At 65.6% G+C, this 22,643-nt stretch carries 16 protein-coding genes and 1 pseudogene; 16 read left to right on the forward strand and 1 reads right to left on the reverse strand.

Features of this window, described 5'->3' with window-relative positions; translation table 11 throughout:
- The 3 genes and pseudogenes from EV699_RS18655 to EV699_RS20355 all read left to right on the forward strand — a co-directional run.
- A partial coding sequence (locus EV699_RS18655; RefSeq protein WP_132545661.1) for a DNA topoisomerase III occupies window positions 1-1,951 on the forward strand: 1,951 nt, incomplete at its 5' end.
- A 752-nt stretch (window positions 1,952-2,703) separates the two neighbouring features.
- Window positions 2,704-3,501: a GTPase gene (locus tag EV699_RS18665; protein WP_132545663.1), complete on the forward strand. Its 798-nt coding sequence runs from the start codon at window positions 2,704-2,706 to the stop codon at window positions 3,499-3,501.
- Between the two features lie 64 nt (window positions 3,502-3,565).
- Window positions 3,566-3,781: pseudogene (locus tag EV699_RS20355) on the forward strand (DUF3085 domain-containing protein); the annotation flags it as partial.
- 75 nt (window positions 3,782-3,856) lie between these two features.
- Here the strand turns inward: EV699_RS20355 and EV699_RS18670 are convergent.
- Window positions 3,857-4,660, reverse strand: a complete 804-nt coding sequence (locus tag EV699_RS18670; protein WP_002931986.1) for an FCD domain-containing protein — start codon at window positions 4,658-4,660, stop codon at window positions 3,857-3,859.
- Window positions 4,661-4,935: 275 nt separating this feature from the next.
- Here EV699_RS18670 and aceE point away from each other — a divergent pair, with 275 nt between their 5' ends.
- The 13 genes from aceE to EV699_RS18735 all read left to right on the forward strand — a co-directional run.
- Window positions 4,936-7,599 (forward strand): pyruvate dehydrogenase (acetyl-transferring), homodimeric type, encoded by a 2,664-nt coding sequence (gene aceE / locus EV699_RS18675; protein WP_132545665.1) that lies wholly within the window; start codon window positions 4,936-4,938, stop codon window positions 7,597-7,599.
- Window positions 7,600-7,619: 20 nt separating this feature from the next.
- Window positions 7,620-9,296, forward strand: a complete 1,677-nt coding sequence (aceF, locus tag EV699_RS18680) for a dihydrolipoyllysine-residue acetyltransferase (RefSeq protein WP_132545667.1) — start codon at window positions 7,620-7,622, stop codon at window positions 9,294-9,296.
- 83 nt (window positions 9,297-9,379) lie between these two features.
- Complete coding sequence (gene lpdA / locus EV699_RS18685; protein WP_132545669.1) at window positions 9,380-11,164, forward strand: dihydrolipoyl dehydrogenase; 1,785 nt, start codon at window positions 9,380-9,382, stop codon at window positions 11,162-11,164.
- 133 nt (window positions 11,165-11,297) lie between these two features.
- Complete coding sequence (locus EV699_RS18690; protein WP_132545671.1) at window positions 11,298-12,473, forward strand: acetyl-CoA C-acetyltransferase; 1,176 nt, start codon at window positions 11,298-11,300, stop codon at window positions 12,471-12,473.
- 35 nt (window positions 12,474-12,508) lie between these two features.
- A complete protein-coding gene (gene phbB / locus EV699_RS18695; RefSeq protein WP_051174623.1) occupies window positions 12,509-13,255 on the forward strand; it encodes an acetoacetyl-CoA reductase in 747 nt (248 codons plus the stop codon).
- Window positions 13,256-13,434: 179 nt separating this feature from the next.
- Window positions 13,435-15,132 (forward strand): L-lactate permease, encoded by a 1,698-nt coding sequence (locus tag EV699_RS18700; protein ID WP_132545673.1) that lies wholly within the window; start codon window positions 13,435-13,437, stop codon window positions 15,130-15,132.
- A gap of 68 nt (window positions 15,133-15,200) precedes the next feature.
- Window positions 15,201-15,542, forward strand: coding sequence for a hypothetical protein (locus EV699_RS18705; protein WP_132545675.1), 342 nt, complete (start codon window positions 15,201-15,203; stop codon window positions 15,540-15,542).
- Window positions 15,530-17,119, forward strand: a complete 1,590-nt coding sequence (locus tag EV699_RS18710; protein ID WP_132545677.1) for a Re/Si-specific NAD(P)(+) transhydrogenase subunit alpha — start codon at window positions 15,530-15,532, stop codon at window positions 17,117-17,119. The genes EV699_RS18705 and EV699_RS18710 overlap by 13 nt, the downstream gene beginning before the upstream one ends.
- A gap of 10 nt (window positions 17,120-17,129) precedes the next feature.
- Complete coding sequence (gene pntB / locus EV699_RS18715; RefSeq protein ID WP_132545679.1) at window positions 17,130-18,542, forward strand: Re/Si-specific NAD(P)(+) transhydrogenase subunit beta; 1,413 nt, start codon at window positions 17,130-17,132, stop codon at window positions 18,540-18,542.
- A 282-nt stretch (window positions 18,543-18,824) separates the two neighbouring features.
- On the forward strand, window positions 18,825-19,613 hold the full coding sequence (locus EV699_RS18720) for a (Fe-S)-binding protein (protein ID WP_132545681.1): 789 nt from the start codon (window positions 18,825-18,827) through the stop codon (window positions 19,611-19,613).
- Between the two features lie 3 nt (window positions 19,614-19,616).
- On the forward strand, window positions 19,617-21,026 hold the full coding sequence (locus EV699_RS18725; RefSeq protein WP_132545683.1) for a LutB/LldF family L-lactate oxidation iron-sulfur protein: 1,410 nt from the start codon (window positions 19,617-19,619) through the stop codon (window positions 21,024-21,026).
- Window positions 21,023-21,685 carry a LutC/YkgG family protein gene (locus tag EV699_RS18730; RefSeq protein WP_132545685.1) on the forward strand — a complete coding sequence of 221 codons (663 nt, stop codon included), beginning with the start codon at window positions 21,023-21,025 and terminating at the stop codon, window positions 21,683-21,685. Before EV699_RS18725 ends, EV699_RS18730 begins: the two co-directional genes overlap by 4 nt.
- Window positions 21,686-22,252: 567 nt before the next feature.
- Window positions 22,253-22,643 (forward strand): STY4534 family ICE replication protein (locus EV699_RS18735; RefSeq protein ID WP_132545687.1); only part of this gene is annotated, 391 nt, incomplete at its 3' end.

The following is a 22,643-nucleotide window of genomic DNA, read 5'->3' on the forward strand; positions in this document are numbered from 1 at the left end:
TCAACGCGACAACGGCGGCTCCCGCGGCGCGGGTGTCGTCGTGACCGGGTGCATCGGGCAGCTGGGGGCGGCGGTGCCGCCCGAAGGCTCCGGCGCGCAATACAAGCGCTGGGCCATCGAGCAACTGCCCAGTCTTCCTGAGCGTTGGCGTGTCGAGCCCAAGGCGGCGACCGCAGCGCAGTTCAAGGTCGTGCAGCAGCTCGTCGCCAAGGCGGGCGAACTTGTGATTGCGACCGACGCTGACCGCGAGGGCGAGATGATCGCCCGCGAGATCATCGACCTATGCGGCTACCGCGGACCGATTCAGCGCCTTTGGCTGTCGGCGCTCAACGATGCGTCGATCCGCAAGGCGCTGGGTGCGCTCAAGCCGTCCGCCGAGACGCTGCCGCTGTATTTCTCCGCACTCGCCCGATCGCGCGCCGACTGGCTGATCGGGATGAACTTGAGCCGCTTGTTCACACTGCTGGGGCGCCAGGCCGGCTATACCGGCGTTTTGTCGGTGGGGCGCGTGCAGACGCCGACGCTGAAGTTGGTCGTGGATCGTGATCGCGAGATCGCGCGCTTCGTCTCCGTGCCGTATTGGACCGTGGATGTGCTCCTTGTCCACGCCGGCCAATCCTTCACCGCGAGCTGGATACCGCCCGAAGGCAGCACGGATGCAGCGGGTCGCTGCCTTCAGCAGCCGGTGGCGCAGCAGGCTGCGGATCGCATTCGCGCGGCACGCGATGCGCAGGTCGTGTCGGTGGACACCGAGCGCGTGCGCGAGGCACCGCCGCTGCCGTTCGATCTGGGCACCTTGCAGGAAGTGTGCTCGCGTCAGCTCGGCCTCGATGTGCAGGAGACGCTCGACATCGCGCAGGCGCTGTACGAGACACACAAGGCGACGACCTATCCGCGCAGCGACTCGGGATTTTTGCCCGAAAGCATGCTCGCCGAAGTGCCGGCGGTGCTCGATGCACTGCTCGCCACCGATCCCAGCCTGCGATCCTTGGTCGGTCAGCTCGACCGCAACCAGCGCTCGCGCGCCTGGAACGACGGCAAGGTGACGGCGCACCACGGCATCATCCCGACGCTGGAGCCCGCCAACCTGTCGGCCATGGACGCGAAGGAGCTGGCTGTCTACCGGCTGATCCGCGCCCATTACCTCGCGCAGTTCCTCCCGCACCATGAGTTCGACCGCACGGTGGTGCAGCTCGCTTGCGGCGGTCAATCGCTCGTGGCGGTGGGCAAGCACATCGCCGTGATCGGCTGGCGCCAGGTACTGGCGACACCGGAGCCGGAGGCTGCCGATGGTGTGGAAGCGCAGCGCAGCCAGGTGCTGCCGCCACTGGCGAGCGGATTGCGCTGCGGGGTCGAACAGGTGGAGCTGGAGGCGTTGAAAACGCTGCCGTCCAAGCCCTACACCCAGGGCGAACTGGTCAAGGCGATGAAGGGCGTCGCCAAGCTGGTGGACGACCCGCGTCTGAAGCAGAAGTTGAAGGAGACGACGGGCATCGGCACCGAGGCCACGCGCGCCAGCACGATCACGGGCCTGCTTGATCGCGGCTACCTGCTGAGGAAGGGCCGCGCCATCCGCGCGTCAGATGCGGCCTTCACGCTCATCGATGCCGTGCCGGCCGCCATCGCCGATCCCGGCATGACCGCCATCTGGGAGCAGGCGCTCGATATGATCGAGGCCGGCCAAATGACGCTGGACACCTTCATCGCCAAGCAATCCGCCTGGGTGGCCCAGCTCGTGCAGGAGCATCGGGCCGCGACGCTTTCCATCCCGCTGCCGCCTTCGCCGCCTTGTCCGCAGTGCGGCACGCAGATGCGCCAGCGTGCCGGCAGGAATGGCGCGTTCTGGTCATGCAGCCGTTATCCAGACTGCACGGGCACGCTGCCGCTCGAGTCCTCGGCAAGCAAGCGCGAAGCGCCACGCAAGCGGCGCGCAGTACCCAAGGCGACCTGACGCCTACGCATCCCTCTGCCACGCCGGCCGCTTTCCTGGCGGCGGGGCAAACGTCCCGCGTGTGGCGGGACTCCCCAGCGCGCGTCTCCTTCTGCAACGGTGTGCGCGCCCTGTCTGCCCACCACCGGGCGACGGGGCGAGAAGGTCATTGCTCCCGAATCGCGCCCACCGCCATTCCCTTGATCGGTGTGTCTTGCTTCGGCCATGAGGGGCTTCCCGACGGCTTGCCGCCAAGCGAGCCGTGAGGAGGCCCCTTGGGCCGAGGGTAGTCCGTGCCGTTGCCCGCCGGCGAAACATCGGGCTCCCTTTGTGTGTGGATGCACGCCAGAGGTTGCCGGCCCCAGCCACGAAACGGGTCGGGTGCGATTGCTGACGCAGCGAACGGCTTTGACGACGGCCAGCGCTGACGCAGCCCACAGGTGGTTCTTCTTCCTCTCCAGCCGAAGGCCCGCGTGGCCTTCGGCGCCCTGGTCCTGGCCTTGTTCCCTGATGCGGACCATTGCCCCAAAGCGGGCCGTCCGCGGTTCCGTTATCGCTGCGACGGCACCCATGCTGCGTACCCATCCTCAGGCCATGCGTTGCTGACAGTTGTCAGCGCCATGCCCAGGCAGTCGAGGCCTTCAAGACTGCGGCGCGGATCACCGTGCGGGTCGTTTCGTTCTCCGGGCGCACCTGCGTCCATCCACCTCACCCTCAAGGGATCGACCTCCCTTGCGGGCGGGAGTCCCTTGGTTGCCACAAGGAGCCTCCCCATGGACACCCAAGCCATCCGTGCACAGATGCGAACGCTTGTCGTCGGTCATGTGCCGTCCAACGTCCGTTCGTTCAAGTTCAACATCTTCGACGGCGAGCCCAAGGTTTCGACGCTGGGCTTTCACATCGACCCGAAGCCTTTCGAGGGCAGGGTCATCGCCACCACCGACGAGGCTATCGTCGTCAAGACGGGACGGGCCGAGTTTGCGGTGCTCGATCGCTCTCTTGTCACCGAAGTTCCCGACGAGGGCGCCAGGGTGCAGGTCGAACCCTACGTCAGACGCCGTTTCGACGGTCAGCGCGCGGAGACGCCCGAGGAGCACACCGAGTTCACCGCCGACGGCAAGCCGTACACGGTGCAGCGGTTCGTGCTCGGTTCCGCGCCGGCGAAGCTGCCGATCCCGGTACCTCGCTGCCCCGAGCTGCAGGCGCTGATCCAGCAGATGGAAGAGTTACCGGCTCCCGATGGCTACCGACGGATCACCCATCTGCTGGTGGATGCCGGCGCGCGGGATTTCACGTGGGTCGATCCGCTGCCCAAGGACATCATCGCCACGCCGCCGACGATCGCCTTCACGGTGGCCACGGCAAAGTTCCAGGGGCGGGTCGCTGTCCAGTACAAGCGCGGGCTCGACCTTTACGCGGTCGAACTACACTGTGACGGCGAACTGGTCGAGCGGGTCGATGAAGTGTTCTTTGATGCTCTTGGTGAGACGCTTGAGCGCCTCATCGACGATGGGAGTTGGCGGCGCATCCGCGTACACTGCCTGTCCGGTCGCAAGTCTGTCCGGCACTGACCGCCACGCAGCCTCCCGCTCACCCGGCGGGAGGTTCCGCATTCCGCTGGCTGGCGACACATCCATATCTGCTCGATTCGAGGGCGCCGACCCGCAGCGTGTCCTTTCCGAGGCGGCAGCCAATCTACGCCGCGTCGTCCTGGTCAGGGACCAGGGCGTGTACTGCCTGGCCGAGCGTGACGAACAGCGGCCCGATGGAGGCCAGAAGTTCATTGCCTAAGCAGTCGGCTGCAATCCGGATATCGATGCGTTCGACGACTGGTCAGAACTTGTGCGTTCAGTGAGCGAGAGCTGCCGCCCCTTACGGAAAGCTTTCCACAAGGCGCGCTACTAGACGGTTGCCGTTTGAGAAACGCTAGTCTGTACCCGCTTCCCGCTGTTGAGATCGCACACGCTTGCTGCGTGCCCCTTGCTGCTCTAAGTCCGTCATCGCCACCTCCCGCAAGCTGGCTTGGACAAAGCTTAAGTGCAGGTTCGCCGCTTTTCGTGCGGCAGCCGGATCCCGGATAGCGATTGCCTTGGCGATCTCCGCATGCTGCGCATCGAGCAGTCCGACATTGTCCTGTTGATGGTAGAGCGCCTCCCGCGAGCGCAGCATGTTCATACGCATGAGGTTGAAGATGCCGCGCGTCACGTGCACCAGCGCGATGTTGTGAGATGCCTCGGCCACTGCCATGTGGAATTCGACATCTCGCTCGGCATCTTCGAATGCATCAAATTCGCCCCTCCGCTTTCGCATGCGCGTCACAAGCCCATTCAGTTTCTTGATGTCCGTATCCGTGGCGCGAAGAGCCGCGAACTGAGCTGCGATGCACTCGATACCGTGGCGTAGTTCCAGGATGTCATCAACCGTTGAGGGGTGGCGCTGAAGCAGGTGCACCAGCGGATCGGTAATGATCGGAGCGGTCACATCAGTCACGCAATAGCCACCCCCGCGACGTGCCTGCAGCAACCCTCTGCTTTCGAGGACGAGCAGCGCCTCGCGCAAAGAGGGACGAGACACGTCCAGTTGCTTGGAAAGATCTCGCTCGGGAGGCAAGTTGTCTCCAGGCTTGAGTTCTCCACTCGCAATCAGCCCCTCGATCTGCTCGGCAATGGTATCGGACAGGCGCGCACGCCTCGGCTGCACGACGGCGCTGAATGATGAGCTCGACGACATGGCGACTCCTCCTTGGATATCGGTAGTTGAGCGCGCTCCAGGCACGCGGCGGACGTCGCGGATTGTACGTCCTTGATTGCTGCGCTGCAGCGCGCCTGAGAGGTGCAAGCAGCGACCCTTGCGGCTCCATAGATATTAAAGATAGCATTATCAAAATTTCTTGGTCAGACCAAGCAGGCCGGAAGTCCGAGCATACCGGAGGGGGCGCGCCACCGCAGGAATCATCCCTGCAAGGCAGCGAAGCACCGACGGGCAATTCAATCAGAGGAGACAACATGAGCACACAAGGGGATATCGACATCCGTGAAACTGCGGAATGGATCGAAGCGCTGGAAGGTGTTGTAGCGAACGAAGGTCCTGCCCGCGCCCACTACCTGATCGAGACGCTGATCGCGACGGCGCGCCAGGAAGGGGTGAACATCCCTTACTCGGCCACCACCGAGTACATCAACACCATCCCCGCCGAGCAGCAGCCGCCCTACCCGGGCGATCCGGACATGGAGATCAAGTTGCACTCCTACATCCGCTGGAACGCCATGGCGATGGTCGTGCGGGCGAACAAGAACACCAACGTCGGCGGCCACATCGCCTCGTTCGCATCGGCCGCGGCGCTCTATGACGTCGGCTTCTCGCATTTCTGGCACGCGCCCTCCGAGCAGCACGACGGCGACATGATCTACTTCCAGGGCCACTCGGTGCCTGGGGTGTATGCGCGCGCGTTCATGCTCGGCCGCCTGTCCGAGGAGCAGATGGACAATTTCCGCCAGGAAGTCGGCGGCAAGGGCGTTTCGTCCTATCCGCACCCCTGGCTGATGCCGGACTTCTGGCAGTTCCCGACCGTGTCGATGGGCCTGGGCCCGCTGTGCGCGATCTACCAGGCGCGCTTCATGAAGTACATGGCCAGCCGCGGCATGATCGACGCCGCGCGCGCAGAGCAGCGCAAGGTGTGGGCCTTCCTGGGCGACGGCGAGACCGACGAGGTCGAGTCGCTCGGCGCGATCGGCATGGCCGGCCGCGAGAAGCTGGACAACCTCGTGTTCGTGATCAACTGCAACCTGCAGCGCCTCGATGGCCCGGTGCGCGGCAACGGCAAGATCATCCAGGAGCTCGAAGCCGGCTTCCGCGGCGCGGGCTGGAACGTCATCAAGGTCATCTGGGGCACGGCCTGGGATGCGCTCTTCGCGCGCGACAAGAAGGGTCTTCTCAAGCAGCGCATGATGGAACTCTGCGACGGCGAGTACCAGACCTTCAAGGCCAAGGACGGCGCCTACGTACGCGAGCACTTCTTCAACACGCCCGAGCTGCGCGCGCTGGTGGCCGACTGGACCGACGACCAGGTGTGGAACCTGAACCGCGGCGGCCACGACCTGTTCAAGATCTTCTCCGCCTACAAGGCCGCCAGCGAGCACAAGGGCCAGCCCACGCTGATCCTGGCCAAGACCATCAAGGGCTTCGGCATGGGCCAGGCCGGCGAGGCGATGAACATCAGCCACCAGCAGAAGAAGATGGACGTCGAGGCGATCCGCCGCTTCCGCGACCGCTTCGGCCTGCCGGTGCCCGACGACAAGCTCGAGGAGCTGCCCTACCTGAAGTTCGAGGAAGGCTCGCCCGAGCACAAGTACATGATGCAGCGCCGCCTGGACCTGGGCGGCTTCCTGCCCCAGCGCCGGACCAAGGCCGAGCCGCTAGCCGTGCCGGCACTCGACGCGTTTGCCGCGCTGCTGAAGGCCTCGGGCGAAGGCCGCGAGCTGTCGACCACGATGGCGGTGGTGCGCATCATGAACACGCTCCTGAAGGACAAGCAGGTCGGCCGCCACATCGTGCCGATCGTGCCCGACGAGAGCCGCACCTTCGGCATGGAAGGCATGTTCCGCCAGTACGGCATCTGGAACCAGGAAGGCCAGAAGTACGTCCCCGAAGACCATGACCAGCTCATGTTCTACAAGGAGAGCCAGACCGGCCAGGTGCTGCAGGAAGGCATCAACGAAGCCGGCGCGATGGCCGACTGGATCGCCGCCGGCACCGCCTACAGCGTGCACGGCGTGCAGATGATTCCGTTCTACATCTTCTATTCGATGTTCGGCCTGCAGCGCACGATGGACCTGTGCTGGGCGGCGGCGGACCAGCGCACGCGCGGCTTCCTGATCGGCGGCACCGCCGGTCGCACCACGCTGAACGGCGAAGGCCTGCAGCACGAGGACGGCCACAGCCTGCTGATGGCCAACATGATCCCCAACTGCGTGAGCTACGACCCGACCTTCCAGTACGAGGTCGCGGTGATCGTGCAGGACGGCCTGCGCCGGATGTTCGCCGAGCAGGAGGACGTGTACTACTACCTCACGGTGATGAACGAGAACTACGAACATCCCGAGATGCCGGCCGGTGCGGAGCAAGACATCCTCAAGGGCCTGTACGCCTTCCGCAAGGGCGCTGCCGGCACCGGTCCGCGCGTGCAGCTGATGGGTTCGGGCACGATCTTCCGCGAAGTGATCGCCGCCGCCGACCTGCTCAAGGCGGACTGGGGGGTGGAGGCCGACATCTGGGGCGCGCCCAGCTTCAACGAACTGGCGCGCAACGGCCAGGACGTCGAGCGCTGGAACCTGCTGCACCCGATGGAGGAGCCGAGGCAGTCGCACGTTGCCCAGAAGCTGGAAGGCGCGCAAGGCCCCGTCATCGCGGCCACCGACTACATCCGCATGCTTCCCGAGCAGATCCGTCCCTTCATCAAGGGCAGCTATGTGACGCTGGGCACTGACGGCTTCGGTCGTTCGGACACCCGCGAGAACCTGCGCCACTTCTTCGAGGTGGATCGTCACTGGGTGACCCTGGCGGCGCTGAAGGCGCTGGCCGACGACGGCGTGATCGGTCGTGACAAGGTTGCGGCAGCCCTGGTCAAGTACAACCTCGACCCGAACAAGCCCAACCCGATGTCGGTCTGAGCGCGCAAGGAGACTAGAACATGAGCCAACTCATTGAAGTGAAGGTTCCGGACATCGGCGATTTCGACGCCGTGCCGGTGATCGAGCTGTTCGTGAAGGTAGGCGACACGATCGCCGTCGATGATGCGATCGCGACGCTGGAATCCGACAAGGCGACGATGGACGTGCCGTCCTCGCACGCCGGCGTGGTCAAGGAAGTGCTGGTCGGCATCGGCGACAAGGTCAGCGAAGGCAGCGTGCTGATCAAGGTCGAGGCGGCTGGTGCCGCAGCGGCTGCGCCGGCGCCTGCCGTTGCGGCTGCTGCCCCGGCCGCTGCAGCGCCGGCTCCGGCCGCTGCGCCCGCTCCGGCTGCCGCCCCCGCGGCCGCCGGTGGCGTGGTCGAGGTGAAGGTGCCCGACATCGGCGACTTCGACGCGGTGCCGGTGATCGAGCTCTTCGTGAAGGTGGGCGACACGATCAAGGTGGACGACGCCATCGCCACGCTCGAGTCCGACAAGGCGACGATGGACGTGCCGTCCTCGCACGCCGGCGTGGTCAAGGAAGTGCTGGTCAGCATCGGCGACAAGGTCGGCGAAGGCAGCGTGCTGATCAAGGTCGAGACCGCTGGTGGTGCGGCGGTCGCCATACCGGCCGCAGCCGCCGCGCCCGCCCCGGCGGCCGCGGCCGCACCCTCACCGGCCCCCCTGGCCGATGGCGGCCCGGCCGCCAGTGCCCCTGCCTCGATGCCGATTGCATCGGCCGCGGCGCCCTCGGCGGTCAAGGTCGGCGGCAAGGTGCACGCCAGCCCCTCGGTGCGCGCCTTCGCCCGCGAGCTCGGCGTCGATCTGGGCCAGGTCAAGGCCACCGGTCCGAAGGGCCGCATCCTCAAGGAAGACGTCGCCGCCTTCATCAAGGGCGCGATGACGACCGGCGTGGTCCCGGGCAAGGCACCGGCTGCCGCCGCGGGCGCAAGCCTGGGTGGTGGTCTGGATCTGCTGCCGTGGCCGAAGGTCGACTTCGCCAAGTTCGGCGAGGTCGAGGTCAAGCCGCTGTCGCGCATCAAGAAGATCTCCGGCCAGAACCTCGCCCGCAACTGGGTGATGATCCCGGCGGTGACCTACCACGAGGACGCCGACATCACCGACCTGGAAGCCTTCCGGGTGCAGATGAACAAGGAGTACGAGAAGTCGGGCAAGAAGCTGACCATGCTCGCCTTCATCATCAAGGCCTCGGTGCGCGCGCTGCAGGAGTTCCCCGAGTTCAACACCTCGCTCGACGGCGACAACCTGGTCTACAAGAAGTACTTCAACATCGCCTTCGCGGCCGACACCCCGAACGGCCTGGTCGTGCCGGTGGTGAAGGACGCCGACAAGAAGAGCGTGTTCGACATCGCCGCCGAGACCGGTGCGCTGGCCAAGAAGGCGCGCGACGGCAAGCTCGGTCCGGCCGACATGTCGGGCGCCTGCTTCACGATCAGCTCGCTGGGCGGCATCGGTGGCACCTACTTCGCGCCGATCGTCAATGCGCCCGAAGTGGCCATCCTCGGGGTGAACAAGTCGGTGATGAAGCCGGTGTGGGACGGCAAGCAGTTCGTGCCGCGCCTGACGCTGCCGATGTCGCTGACCGCGGACCACCGCGTCATCGACGGCGCGCTGGCCACCCGCTTCAACGTGTACCTCGCGCAACTGCTGGCGGACTTCCGCCGGGTGATGCTCTGACGCAGTGAGGAGCGAGGCGTCGGAGCCAGGTTCAAGCCGGCCCCGACGCCCCCTCTTCCGGAACTCCTCACGAGGTGAAGAAGATGAGTCAAATGATTGAAGTGAAGGTGCCCGACATCGGCGATTTCGATGCGGTGCCGATCATCGAGCTGTTCGTGAAGGTCGGCGACAGCATCAACGTGGACGATGCGATCTGCACGCTCGAATCGGACAAGGCAACGATGGACGTGCCGTCCTCGGCCGCCGGCGTGGTCAGGGAAGTCCTGGTCGGCCTGGGTGACAAGGTCGGCGAAGGCGCGGTCTTGATCAAGATCGAGGCCGCTGGCGCCGCTGCGGGAGCGGCAGCCGCCGCGACTGCGGCGCCTGCCGCCGCGCCGGCGCCGATCGCTGCTGCCGCCGCAGCCCCGACCGCTGCAGCCCACGCCGGCAGCGCCGACGCCGAATACGACATGGTCGTGCTCGGCGCCGGCCCGGGCGGCTACTCCGCGGCCTTCCGCGCTGCCGACCTGGGTCTCAAGACCGCGATCATCGAGCGCTACGCCACCCTCGGTGGCGTGTGCCTGAACGTCGGCTGCATCCCTTCGAAGGCGCTGCTGCACGTCGCGGCGGTGATCGAGGAAGCCGAGCATGTGCATACCGCCGGCATCCAGTTCGCCAAGCCTACGGTCGACGTCGACGCGCTCAGGAAGCACAAGGACGGCGTGATCGGCAAGCTCACCGGCGGCCTCTCCGGCATGGCCAAGGCGCGCAAGGTCGACGTGATCCGCGGCTACGGCCACTTCCTCGACCCGCACCACATCGAAGTCGAGGAAACCACCGGCAGCAGCCAGGACAAGACCGGCGCCAAGAAGGTGGTGAAGTTCAAGAACTGCATCATCGCGGCCGGTTCGGCTGCGGTGCACCTGCCCTTCATCCCCAGGGATCCGCGCATCGTCGATTCGACCGGCGCGCTGGAGCTGCGCCAGGTACCGGGCAAGATGCTGGTGATCGGTGGCGGCATCATCGGCCTGGAGATGGCCACCGTGTATTCGACGCTCGGTGCGCGCATCGACGTGGTCGAGATGCTCGATGGCCTGATGCAGGGTCCGGACCGCGACGCGGTGAAGGTGTGGGAGAAGCAGAACGCCCACCGCTTCGACAACATCATGCTGAAGACCAAGACCGTCGCCGTCGAGGCGAAGGAAGACGGCCTGTGGGTCAAGTTCGAAGGCGACAAGGCACCTTCTGATCCGGTGCGCTACGACATGATCCTGCAGTCGGCGGGCCGTTCGCCCAACGGCAAGAAGATCGGCGCCGAGAAGGCGGGCGTGATCGTCGGTGAGCGCGGCTTCATCCCGGTGGATGCGCAGATGCGCACCAACGTGCCGCACATCTTCGCGATCGGCGACATCGTCGGCCAGCCCATGCTCGCCCACAAGGCGGTGCATGAGGCGCACGTCGCGGCCGAAGTCGCGGCGGGGCACAAGGCGGCGTTCGACGCCACCGTGATCCCGGGCGTCGCCTATACCCATCCGGAAGTGGCCTGGGTCGGCTACACCGAGGCGCAGGCCAAGGCCGAAGGCAAGAAGGTCGAGACCGCCAAGTTCCCGTGGGCGGCGTCCGGCCGCGCCATCGCCAACGGCGCCGACTACGGCTTCACCAAGCTGATCTTCGACGCCGAAACGCACCGCGTGATCGGCGGCACCATCGTCGGCCCCTCGGCCGGTGACATGATCGGCGAGGTCTGCCTGGCGATCGAGATGGGCGCCGACGCGGTCGACATCGGCAAGACCATCCACCCGCACCCGACCCTGGGCGAGACGGTGGGCATGGCCGCCGAAGTGGCGCACGGCAGCTGCACCGACCTGCCGCCGATGCGCAAGAAGTAAGGCTTCGCCCCCCAACCCCAACCCTGACCCCAGCCCCAACCCTGACCGCCCCCCCGATACCAGGCAGGCATCTGCCACTCATAACAAGGGGAGCTAAGGTCAGGTTGTCATTCAACGAGATAGGAAACGGACCATGGAAGACGTTGTTATCGTTGGTGCCGCGCGCACTGCTGTTGGCAAGTTCGGAGGTGCCCTCGCAAAAGTCGCTGCACCTGATCTGGGTGCCACCGTCATCAAGGCCTTGCTGGAACGCGTCGGCATCAGTGGAGACATGGTCGACGAGGTCATCCTCGGCCAGGTACTGACCGCCGGCGGCGGCCAGAACCCGGCGCGTCAGGCGGTGATCAAGTCCGGCCTGCCGATCGGCGTGCCGGCTTTCGTTGTCGGCAAGGTCTGCGGCTCGGGCCTCAAGGCCACACATCTGGCCGCGCAGGCCATCCGTTGCGGCGATGCGGACATCGTCATCGCCGGCGGCCAGGAGAACATGAGCGCCTCGCCGCACGTGGTCATGGGATCGCGCGACGGCCAGCGTATGGGCGATTGGAAGATGGTCGACACGATGATCAACGACGGTCTGTGGGATGCCTACAACCACTACCACATGGGCACCACGGCCGAAAACGTTGCCGAAAAATACGGCATCTCGCGAGAGGAGCAGGATGCCTTCGCCGCTGCATCCCAGCAGAAGGCCGAGGCCGCGCAAAAGGCCGGCCGCTTCAAGGACGAGATCGTCCCTGTGGAGATCGTCAGCCGCAAGGGCAGGGTGGTGTTCGACACCGACGAATTCGTCAAGCACGGCACGACGGCCGAATCGCTCGCCGGCCTCAAGCCCGCGTTCGAAAAGGCAGGGTCGGTGACGGCCGGCAACGCCTCGGGGATCAACGACGGCGCTGCCGCGGTGCTGATGATGTCCGCGAGCAAGGCGAAGGCGCTCGGCCTCCAGCCGCTCGCCCGCATCGCCGCCTACGCCTCCGCCGGCCTCGAACCCACGATCATGGGCATGGGCCCGGTGCCCGCCTCGAAGCTGTGCCTGCACAAGGCCGGCTGGACGGCCGACCAGCTCGACCTCATGGAGATCAACGAAGCCTTCGCGGCGCAGGCCTGCGCGGTAAACAAGGAAATGGGCTGGGACACCAGCAAGATCAACGTCAATGGCGGCGCGATCGCGATCGGGCACCCGATCGGCGCATCCGGATGCCGCGTGCTGGTCACGCTGATCCACGAAATGATTCGGCGCGATGCACGCCGTGGCCTCGCCTCGCTCTGCATCGGCGGCGGTATGGGCGTCGCACTTGCCATCGAACGCTGAATCCAATCCTGAACGACGCGACTGAGGAGACGAACATGAGCAATGCACGTGTGGTGCTGGTTACGGGTGGCATGGGTGGCCTGGGTGAGGTCATCTCCACCAAGATGTCCGCGGCAGGTTACCGGGTGGCCGTTACGTATTCGCCCGGAAATACGAAACATGCGGAGTGGGTCGCCGACATGAAGGCAAGGGGGCACGACATTCTCGCCGTGCCTTGCGACGTCGCCGATCTCGAATCATGTACCAAGGCCGTGGCCGAGGTGCGGGAGAAGGTCGGCGAGGTCGATGTGCTGGTTAACAACGCGGGTATCACGCGCGACATGACCTTCAAGAAGATGGACAAGGTCAACTGGGACGCGGTGCTGCGTACCAACCTCGACAGCCTGTTCAACATGAGCAAGCAGGTGGTCGACGGCATGACCGAGCGCGGCTGGGGCCGCGTCATCAACGTGTCCTCGGTCAATGGAAGCAAGGGTGCGTTTGGCCAGACCAACTACTCGGCAGCCAAGTCCGGCGTGCATGGTTTCACCAAGGCGCTGGCGCTCGAGGTGGCGAAGAAGAACGTCACGGTCAACACCATCTCCCCCGGCTATATCGGCACGAAGATGGTCATGGCCATCCCGAAGGAAGTGCTGGACAGCAAGATCCTGCCGCAGATTCCGCTGGGGCGCCTCGGCAAACCGGAGGAGGTGGCCGGCCTGATCATCTACCTGGCATCAGAGGAGGCCGCCTTCGTCACCGGCGCCAACATCGCCATCAACGGCGGACAGCACATGCAGTGATCCGCAGGGACGTCAGGGATCCGGCCGGGGCTTGCGCAAGACCTCGATCACTTGCTGCAGGCCCCGTCCCGACTACGCCAGTTGCACGGCGTTGGAGCATTGACCGCTCGGACGGCGGGGACGTTACCGGCTTACCAGCGATCAGTTTGTCGTACATAACTATTAATTAGGAGATGCTCATGATTTGGCAGCAGAACTACGACCCATTCGGCAACATCATCCTGTCGTGTCTGGTCGCATCCATTCCAGTGATCATCATGCTGGTCCTGCTCGGCTTCATGCACATGAAGGCGCATTACGCAGCAGCGTGCGGGCTCATCTCGGCCTTCGTGATCTCGATCTTCGTCTTCGGCATGCCGATGCAGATGGCGGGGCTGGCGGCGGGATACGGGGCGGCGTTCGGCCTGTTGCCGATCGGCTGGATCGTGCTCAACATCATATTCCTGCACCAACTGACCGAGGAGGACGGGTCGTTCAAGGTGCTGCAGCATAGCCTGTCGAACATCACCGATGATCGAAGGTTGCAACTGCTGCTGATCGCGTTCGCGTTCGGTGCCTTCTTCGAGGGCGCCGCAGGCTTCGGCACGCCGGTGGCCGTGACGGCGGCGTTGCTCATCGGCCTCGGCTTCAAGCCCCTGGCGGCGTCGGGCCTGTCCCTGATCGCGAACACGGCGCCGGTGGCCTATGGCGCGCTCGGAACGCCTGTGATCGCGTTGTCCGCCGTCACAGGCCTGGACTTGCTGCAACTGTCGGGGATGATCGGCCGTCAACTGCCGTTCTTCTCGTTCCTCGTGCCGTTCTGGCTCATCTGGGCGTTTGCAGGCTGGCGCGCAATGCTCGAGATCTGGCCGGCCCTCTTCGTCACGGGGGCATCCTTCGCGATCGCTCAGTTCCTCGTCTCGAACTTCCACGGCCCCTGGCTAGTGGATGTGATCGCCGCGATCGTTTCGATGGGGTCGCTGGTGCTGTTCCTGAAGGTCTGGAAGCCGAAGAAGGTGTGGACCTCCACCGCCCTCAAGGGACATGAGCAGGACTCCGGCACTCCGGACCTGGAGAGCGAGAAGCCGGTGGGTCACGAAGCCGACGCTGGTGCTGCGATCTTCGCGAAGAATGACAGGCGTGCCGTCTTGCTGGCGTGGATGCCTTGGGCGATCCTCTCGGCGTTCGTCTTCATCTGGGGCATCCCCGCCGTCAAACAGTCCCTGGACGGCATCTCGGTGGTGAAGATCCCGTTCGACGGCCTGCACAACCTGATCGAGAAGGTGCCACCGGTAGCAGCGACGCCGCACAAGGAGGCGGCGGTCTACAACTTCAACTACCTGTCGGCAACCGGCTCCGGGATTCTGCTCGCCGCCATCATCGCCGGCTTGTTGATGCGCTATTCGCTGATCGATCTGGTGAGGATCTACCTGCGTACGATTTACCGCGTGCGCTACTCCCTGCTGACCATCGTGCTGATGCTGGCGCTCGGCTACCTGACCCGCTATTCGGGACTCGATGCGACACTGGGTCTGGCCTTTGCGCTCACAGGTCCGTTCTATCCGATGTTCGGCACCCTCCTCGGCTGGCTAGGCGTGGCGATCACCGGCTCGGACACCGCATCGAACGTGCTCTTCGGCGGGCTGCAAAAAGTGACGGCGCAGCAACTTGGACTCGATCCGGTGCTGATGGCCGCGGCGAACAGTTCCGGTGGCGTTATGGGCAAGATGATCGACGCGCAATCGATTGTCGTTGCCAGCACCGCTACGCGCTGGTTCAATCACGAGGGCGACATCCTTCGCTACGTGTTTTTCCACTCCGTGGCGTTGGCGGTGCTCGTCGGTTGCCTTGTGACCCTGATGGCCTACGTGCCGCCCTTCACTAGACTTGTATATTGACTCGGTGTTTGCCGCGTGCGGATCCGCACGCGGCGGCGCGGAGTCCGGTAAAGATTTAGAAGACTTTCATGCAGATAGGCATGCCCGGCAAAACCACGCCGAGCGGTGTCCGTATCACCATCACACCAGAGATTGCCAAAATCGTGGTGATGCACGACCCTGACCCGAGCATCCGGGGTGGCACCGGTGTCGAGACCAGCGCCGGCGGTTTCGCGCTGACTGAATTACCGCGCACTACCTGCCTGCGGACCATCGAGGTGCTGCGCAGGCGAACCAACAGCGCCGGCTACAAGGCCGCGATGATGGGCATCGGCAAGGACCGGCGCCCGAGCGTGATGGGCGCTGGTGGGGCGACAACGGCCAGGTTTCAAAATGACAACTGTAAGGAGTCGAGTTCATGGCTTTGCTGATCGGAGTGCCAAAGGAAGTTGCAGCCGGCGAGAAACGCGTCGCCACAGTGCCCGATGTAGTGCAGAAGCTCGCCAAGCTCGGCTTTGAGGTGGCCGTGGAAAGTGGCGCGGGCGAAGCGGCGAACTTTGCCGACGAGGACTACCGCGCCGCCGGCGCCGAGGTATTACCCGGCGCCGCCGACGTCTGGGCACGGGCCGACATCGTATTCAAGGTGCGCCCGCCTACGCTGGAAGAAGTCGGCATGCTGCGCGAAGGCGCGACGCTGGTCGGCTTCGTGTGGCCGGCGCAGAACCCCGAGCTGATGCAGGCGCTGCAGGCCAGGCGTGCCACGGTGCTCGCCATCGACTGTCTGCCGCGTCAATTGAGCCGGGCGCAGAAGATGGACGCGCTGACCTCGATGGCCGGTATCAGCGGCTACCGTGCCGTGATCGAGGCCGCGAATGCCTTCGGCCGCTTCTTCAATGGCCAGATCACTGCCGCCGGCAAGATCCCGCCGGCCAAGGTCTTCATCGCCGGCGCCGGCGTGGCCGGTCTCGCCGCCATCGGCACCGCGGCCAACCTGGGCGCCATCGTGCGCGCCAACGACACCCGCGCCGAAGTCGCCGACCAGGTGGTCTCGCTCGGTGGCGAGTTCGTCAAGGTCGATTACGAGGAAGAGGGCTCGGGCGGCGGCGGCTACGCCAAGGTGATGAGCGAGGGCTTCCAGGCCGCGCAGCGCGCGATGTACGCGCAGCAGGCGCGGGAAGTCGACATCATCATCACCACCGCGCTGATCCCGGGCAAGCCCGCGCCCAAGCTGATCACCGCCGAAATGGTGCAGAGCATGAAGCCGGGCAGCGTGATCGTCGACCTCGCGGCCGAGCAGGGAGGCAACTGCGAACTCACCGTGCCCGGCGAGGCGGTGGTGCGCCATGGCGTCACCATCATCGGCTATACCGATCTGGTGAGCCGCCTGGCCAAGCAATCCTCGACCCTGTACTCGAACAACCTGCTGCGCATGACCGAGGATCTGTGCAAGGCCAAGGACGGCAACATCCTCGTCAATTTCGAGGACGACGCGATCCGCGGCCTCACCGTGATCCGGGACGGCGAGCTCACCTGGCCGGCGCCGCCGCCCAAGCTGCCGGCCGCGCCGGCCAAGCCCAAGGCCGCCGCCACGCCGATCGCCGCGCCCAAGGGCCACGGCCACGGCGCCGGCGAGCCGATGTCGGTGAAGTCGCTGGCGGTGGTGTTCGGCATCGGCGCGGTGCTGTTCCTGCTCGTCGGCCTGTACGCGCCGGCCGCCTTCCTGGCGCACTTCACGGTGTTCGTGCTGGCCTGCTTCGTCGGCTACATGGTGGTCTGGAATGTGACCCCCTCGCTGCACACCCCGCTGATGAGCGTGACCAACGCCATCTCGTCGATCATCGCCATCGGCGCACTGGTACAGGTGGCACCGCCCTTGTCCGACAGCGTGGTCGATCGGCCCAACGCCCTGATCCTGGGCCTGGCTGTATTCGCGCTTGCGCTCACGGCCGTCAACATGTTCGGCGGCTTCGCAGTGACGCGTCGCATGCTGGCGATGTTCCGAAAGTAAGGAGACACCCATGACATCAAGCCTTGCCACTGTCTCGTACATCGGCGCCACCATCCTCTTCATCCTCAGCCTGGGGGGCCTCGCACACCCTGAAAGTGCGCGCCGCGGCAACCTGTTCGGCATCGTCGGCATGACGATCGCCGTACTGGCCACGGTGCTCGGCCCGCAGGTCACGTCGGCCGGCATCCCTTGGATCATCGGCGCCCTTGCCGTCGGCGGCGCGATCGGCCTCATCGCTGCAAAGAAAGTGCAGATGACGCAGATGCCGGAGCTCGTCGCGCTGATGCACAGCCTGGTGGGTCTGGCCGCCTGCCTGGTGGGTTTCGCCAGTTACGTGGATACCTCGGCGGTGTTCCCCACTGCGGCCGAGAAGGCCATCCACGAGGTGGAAATCTACGTCGGCATCTTCATCGGTGCGGTCACCTTCTCGGGCTCGCTCATCGCCTTCGGCAAGCTGTCGGGCAAGATCGGCGGCAAGCCGCTGCTGCTGCCGGCGCGCCACATGCTCAACCTGATCGGCCTCGTGCTGGTGATCCTGCTCGGCAACTGGTTCCTGAACACGCACTCGACCGGCGTCGGCATGGCGCTGCTGCTGGTGATGACGGTGATCGCACTCGCCTTCGGGGTGCATATGGTGATGGCCATCGGCGGCGCCGACATGCCGGTGGTGGTGTCGATGCTCAACAGCTACTCGGGCTGGGCCGCTGCGGCGACCGGCTTCATGCTCAGCAACGACCTGCTGATCGTGGTGGGCGCCCTGGTCGGCTCCTCGGGTGCGATCCTGTCCTACATCATGTGTCGGGCGATGAACCGCAACTTCATCAGCGTCATCGCCGGCGGCTTCGGCTCCGGCGGCGGAACGCCCTCGGCAGCCGGTGCGGCCGAGCCGGAAGGTGAAGTCACGCCGATCAGCGCGGAGGAGACCGCCGAGCTGCTGCGCGATGCCAAGAACGTCGTCATCGTGCCCGGTTACGGCATGGCGGTGGCGCAGGCGCAGCACGTCGTGTGCGAGATCGTCAAGATCCTGCGCGACAAGGGCGTGATCGTGCGCTTCGCCATCCACCCCGTGGCCGGCCGCATGCCCGGGCACATGAACGTGCTGCTGGCCGAAGCGAAGGTGCCTTACGACATCGTGCTCGAGATGGACGAGATCAACGCGGACTTCCCGGACACCGACGTCGCCATCGTGATCGGCGCCAACGACATCGTGAACCCGGCCGCCCAGGAAGACCCAGGCAGCCCGATCGCCGGCATGCCGGTGCTGGAAGTGTGGAAGGCGCGAACCTCGATCGTGATGAAGCGCAGCATGGCGTCGGGCTACGCCGGGGTCGACAACCCGCTGTTCTACAAGGAAAACAACCGCATGCTGTTCGGCGACGCCAGGAAGATGCTCGACGAGGTGCTGGGTGCGCTGAGCGCCTGACGTGGAGTAGAGGCTGTTGGGCACCCGCTCGCCATCCCTGTCGAGCATCCCGGCTTCGCGGGCGCCCATCCCGTGCCTCTACGGCGTGTTCAACGGCCCCGGTTCGCCCTGCGCATCGGGCCTGCTACGCCCGTCGAGACGCGCTGCGCAGACCCGATGCTCAAATGGCTTGACGCCCTTCTCCCTGGCTACCGGGGGCTCCTCGGCTCGCGGGTCGCTCCATGCCTCCTCGACGGATAAAGCGCCGACGTCGGGACCGACAATTTCAAAGGATCGATTCTCATGACAAATCCTCAAAACGCATCACGCCCACCGTCGTCTCCCCGCGTTGGCCTGTTCGTCACCTGCCTGGTCGATGCGATGCGCCCCAGCGTCGGCTTCGCCACGCTCAAGCTGCTGCGCGATGCCGGATGCCGTGTCGAGGTACCGGACGCGCAGACCTGCTGCGGCCAGCCGGCTTTCAACAGCGGTGACACCGCCGACGCGGCGGTGCTCGCCCGCCATTTCATCGAGACCTTCGAGGGCTACGACTACGTCGTCGCGCCCTCCGGTTCCTGTGTCGGCATGACGCGGGCGCACTATGCCGAGGCCCTGGCGGACGATCCCGCCTGGGCAGAACGCGCCCGCCGGCTCGGCGAACGCACTTACGAACTCATGAGCTTCCTGGTGGACGTGATGCACTTCGCGCCCGCCGATGTGAAGCTCGACACCAGCTTCACCTACCACGACAGTTGCTCCGGCCTGCGCGAGCTCGGTGTGCACGACCAGCCGCGCGCCCTGCTCGACAAGGTGTCCGGACTCACGCTGAAGCCGCTCGAGGGCAACGACGTGTGCTGCGGTTTCGGCGGCACCTTCTGCGTCAAGTACCCGGCGATCTCGAACGCGGTCGTCGGCGAGAAGGCCGACGCCATCGACCGCAGCGGCGCGAGCCTGCTGCTCGGTGGCGACCTCGGCTGCCTGATGAACATGGCCGGCAAGCTCAAGCGCAAGGGCTCGAGCGTGCGCAGCTTCCACGCCGCCGAGGTCCTGGCTGGCATGGCCGGCGGTCCGGCCATCGGCGAGGAGCGCTGAGCCATGCAAGAAGCAACCCTCTCCTTCAAGGCGCGGGCCCAGGAAGCACTGGCCGACCCGACGCTGAAGATCGCGATCGATCGCACCACCGGCACGGCCGAGCGCAAGCGCGCGGTGGCGATGACGCAGTTCCCGCAGTTCGAGGCCGCCCGCGAGCGCGGCAAGCGCATCAAGGACCATGTCATCGCGAACCTCGATCATTACCTGCTCGAGTTCGAACGCAACGCGATCGCCTCCGGCGCCAAGGTGCACTGGGCGAGGACGGCCGAAGAGGCCTCGCAGATCGTCGTCCGTCTGTGCAAGGAAGCCGGCGCCAAACGCGTCACCCGCGTCAAGTCGATGCTCGGCGAGGAGATCGGCCTGCCCCATGCGCTCGACGAAGCCGGCATCGAGCGCGTCGAGACCGACCTCGCCGAACACATCGTGCAGCTCGGCGGCGACCGCCCGTCGCACATCGTGTGGCCGTCGATGCACCGCACGCGCGAGCAGGTATCGGAGATGTTCAAGCGCCTGCACCGCGCACCGCACCAGGAAGAGACCATCGAGGCGATGGTCGACAGCGCGCGGCGCGAGCTGCGCGACAAGTTCCTGACCGCCGACGTGGCGATCTCGGGCGCGAACTTCCTCGTCGCCGACACCGGCGCCACCTGCACGGTGACCAACGAGGGCAACGCCGAACTCACCACCACCCCGCCGCGGGTGCACATCGTCACCGCCGGCATCGAGAAGCTGGTCCCCAGCACCGAGCACGCCTTGCTGCTGCTGCGCCTGCTGGTGCGTTCGGCGACCGGGGCGGACGTCACCCAATACACCACCTTCCACTGCGGACCGAAGCAGACCGGTGATCGCGACGGGCCGGAAGAATTCCACATCGTGCTGGTCGACAACGGCCGCACCCGCATGCTGCGCGAGGGCATGAAGGACATGCTGCGCTGCATCCGCTGCGGTGCCTGCATGAACCACTGCGTGGTGTTCCGCCAGTTGGGCGGCCACGTCTATGGCGGCACCTACCCCGGCCCGATGGGCGCGGTGCTGACGCCGGTTTTCGATGGCCTCGAGTCGTCGCGCGACCTCCCGCACGCATGCACGATGAACGGCAAGTGCCAGGAAGTCTGCCCGGTGGCCATCCCGCTGCCGACCCTGCTGCGCGGCTGGCGCGACCGCTCCTGGCGCGAGGGCCTGGAGCCGGCCACGGTCCGTTTTGGCCTGGGCATCCACACCTTCGTCGCATCACGCCCGCGGCTGTACCGGCTCGGCACGGCGATCGCGATCCGGGTGATGCGCTTGTTCAGTCGCGGCGGCCTCGTGAAGGGAATGCCCGGCCTGGGCGCATGGACCGCCTATCGCGAGTTCCCCGCCCCGGCGAAGCGCACCTTCATGGAGATGTACAAGGATCAGGAGAAAGGCCAATGAGCGCACGCGAAACCATCCTCAACGCCGTGCGCAGCGGCCTCGGCAACACAGCGGTCGATCCGGCGGCGGTACGTCGCGACGCGGATGCGCTGCTGCAGGATCTGCCGTCCATTCGCCCGGCGCTGCTGGCCGACGGGCTGGTGGACGCCTTCATCGCCCGCGTCACCAGCCCCAAGGTGGCCGCAACCGCCGAGCGCATCGCCAGCGCGAGCGAGCTGCCGGCGGCGGTCGGACGCTACCTCGAGGCGTTTGGACTGCCCGCGGTGGTGGCACTGCAGCCCGCGGCGCCGCTGCAGGACCTGGACTGGTCAGGGTTCGAGCTCCACGACAAGGTGGCGCCAGACGAGATGATCGCGATCGGCGTCGCGCGCTGGGGCATCGCCGAGACCGGCTCGCTGGTGTTTCACTCGGGCGCCGATACGCCGATCCTCGCCAACTTCCTGCCGCTGCATCACCTCGTCATGGTACGGGCGGACACGATCCTCCCCTTCCTCGACGACTACGCCGCGGCGACCGCCGGCCAGCGCCCGCCGCGCAACGTCAACATCGTCACGGGGGCCAGCGGCACCACGGACATCGAGGGCAGCCTCGTGCTGGGGGCGCATGGCCCGCGTTTCCTGCACGTGGTGATCGTCGGAACGCCCGACAGCAGCGAATAAGTGAAGGCGTCGCACCAAGTCAGCTCTGTGCTGGTGCGGCATCAAGACGTCTCCACCCCAGTTTCATCGGCTCCCTCCTCCGGCCGGTGAAAACGAGGCGGCGCCGATGGGCTCCCCCCCCATGCAACAGGCGCCGCCTCACCTCTCCCCCGACAAATCCGATTGAAGGCGTAGCGATCGATCAAGACCGGAGCCGTCCCGTGTGTTGGCATCCGCAAGATGCGGGCGCGCCGCCAACCTTTCCTTTTCCCGAAGAGCGATGGGGGGACGAATCGGGTCAAACCTCGATGCTGATTTCCTCTCGCCCGTCACGCCGAGGAATGGCAGGTTGATGCCATGTTCTGCTGACTCCCCTCAGCAACATGCCCAGGTAGCCATGATCCCCGAGGCTACGGCGCGGTTCCGGCCGCGTTGATCACACCAGTTCGCACCGACATCCAAGCGCGAACGGCCATCGCCTGTCGATGGCGATGTCACCAAGCTGTTCCATCAACCCACGCGGGGGTTCCACACCTCCCGCGCTTGGGTCCGGTGTGTCTCCGCCTCATTGTTCTCAGGAGATTCACCATGACGACTTCCAACGAAAAGTCCTACTTCGATCTGCACATCACCGGCCTCGGGTATCTCAATCGCATCCGCGAAGTGAAACCCAAGAAAGGCGATTCCTTCCTGGCCTGCGACATTGCAGCGCTCAATGGCCCCATCGACGACGTCTCGTATGTGCGCTTCGACGCGCGCGTATCGGGATCGGAAGCGCAGCACCTGGTGCGCCGCTGCATCCAGGCAGTCGATGCAGAGAAGAAGGTGATGATTGGGTTCCGCCTGGGTGACCTGTGGACCGATACCTTCACCTACTCCAAGGGCAAGCGTGCTGGCGAGCAGGGGGTGAGCCTCAAGGCCCGCCTGCTGTTCGTCAGTTGGATCAAGGTCGACGGCAAGCTCGTCTACAAGGCCGATC

Origin of the sequence: Plasticicumulans lactativorans (assembly GCF_004341245.1) — a bacterium.
Lineage (GTDB): Bacteria > Pseudomonadota > Gammaproteobacteria > Competibacterales > Competibacteraceae > Plasticicumulans_A > Plasticicumulans_A lactativorans.

Excerpts from the sequence above, each read along its gene's own strand:
- EV699_RS18705 (WP_132545675.1), top strand. The coding sequence starts at position 15,201 with ATGCAGATAGGCATGCCCGGCAAAACCACGCCGAGCGGTGTCCGTATC.
- pntB (WP_132545679.1), top strand. The coding sequence starts at position 17,130 with ATGACATCAAGCCTTGCCACTGTCTCGTACATCGGCGCCACCATCCTC.
- EV699_RS18670 (WP_002931986.1), bottom strand. The coding sequence starts at position 4,660 with ATGTCGTCGAGCTCATCATTCAGCGCCGTCGTGCAGCCGAGGCGTGCG.
- EV699_RS18700 (WP_132545673.1), top strand. The coding sequence starts at position 13,435 with ATGATTTGGCAGCAGAACTACGACCCATTCGGCAACATCATCCTGTCG.
- aceE (WP_132545665.1), top strand. The coding sequence starts at position 4,936 with ATGAGCACACAAGGGGATATCGACATCCGTGAAACTGCGGAATGGATC.
- lpdA (WP_132545669.1), top strand. The coding sequence starts at position 9,380 with ATGAGTCAAATGATTGAAGTGAAGGTGCCCGACATCGGCGATTTCGAT.
- EV699_RS18725 (WP_132545683.1), top strand. The coding sequence starts at position 19,617 with ATGCAAGAAGCAACCCTCTCCTTCAAGGCGCGGGCCCAGGAAGCACTG.
- EV699_RS18665 (WP_132545663.1), top strand. The coding sequence starts at position 2,704 with ATGGACACCCAAGCCATCCGTGCACAGATGCGAACGCTTGTCGTCGGT.
- EV699_RS18690 (WP_132545671.1), top strand. The coding sequence starts at position 11,298 with ATGGAAGACGTTGTTATCGTTGGTGCCGCGCGCACTGCTGTTGGCAAG.
- phbB (WP_051174623.1), top strand. The coding sequence starts at position 12,509 with ATGAGCAATGCACGTGTGGTGCTGGTTACGGGTGGCATGGGTGGCCTG.
- EV699_RS18730 (WP_132545685.1), top strand. The coding sequence starts at position 21,023 with ATGAGCGCACGCGAAACCATCCTCAACGCCGTGCGCAGCGGCCTCGGC.
- EV699_RS18720 (WP_132545681.1), top strand. The coding sequence starts at position 18,825 with ATGACAAATCCTCAAAACGCATCACGCCCACCGTCGTCTCCCCGCGTT.
- EV699_RS18710 (WP_132545677.1), top strand. The coding sequence starts at position 15,530 with ATGGCTTTGCTGATCGGAGTGCCAAAGGAAGTTGCAGCCGGCGAGAAA.
- aceF (WP_132545667.1), top strand. The coding sequence starts at position 7,620 with ATGAGCCAACTCATTGAAGTGAAGGTTCCGGACATCGGCGATTTCGAC.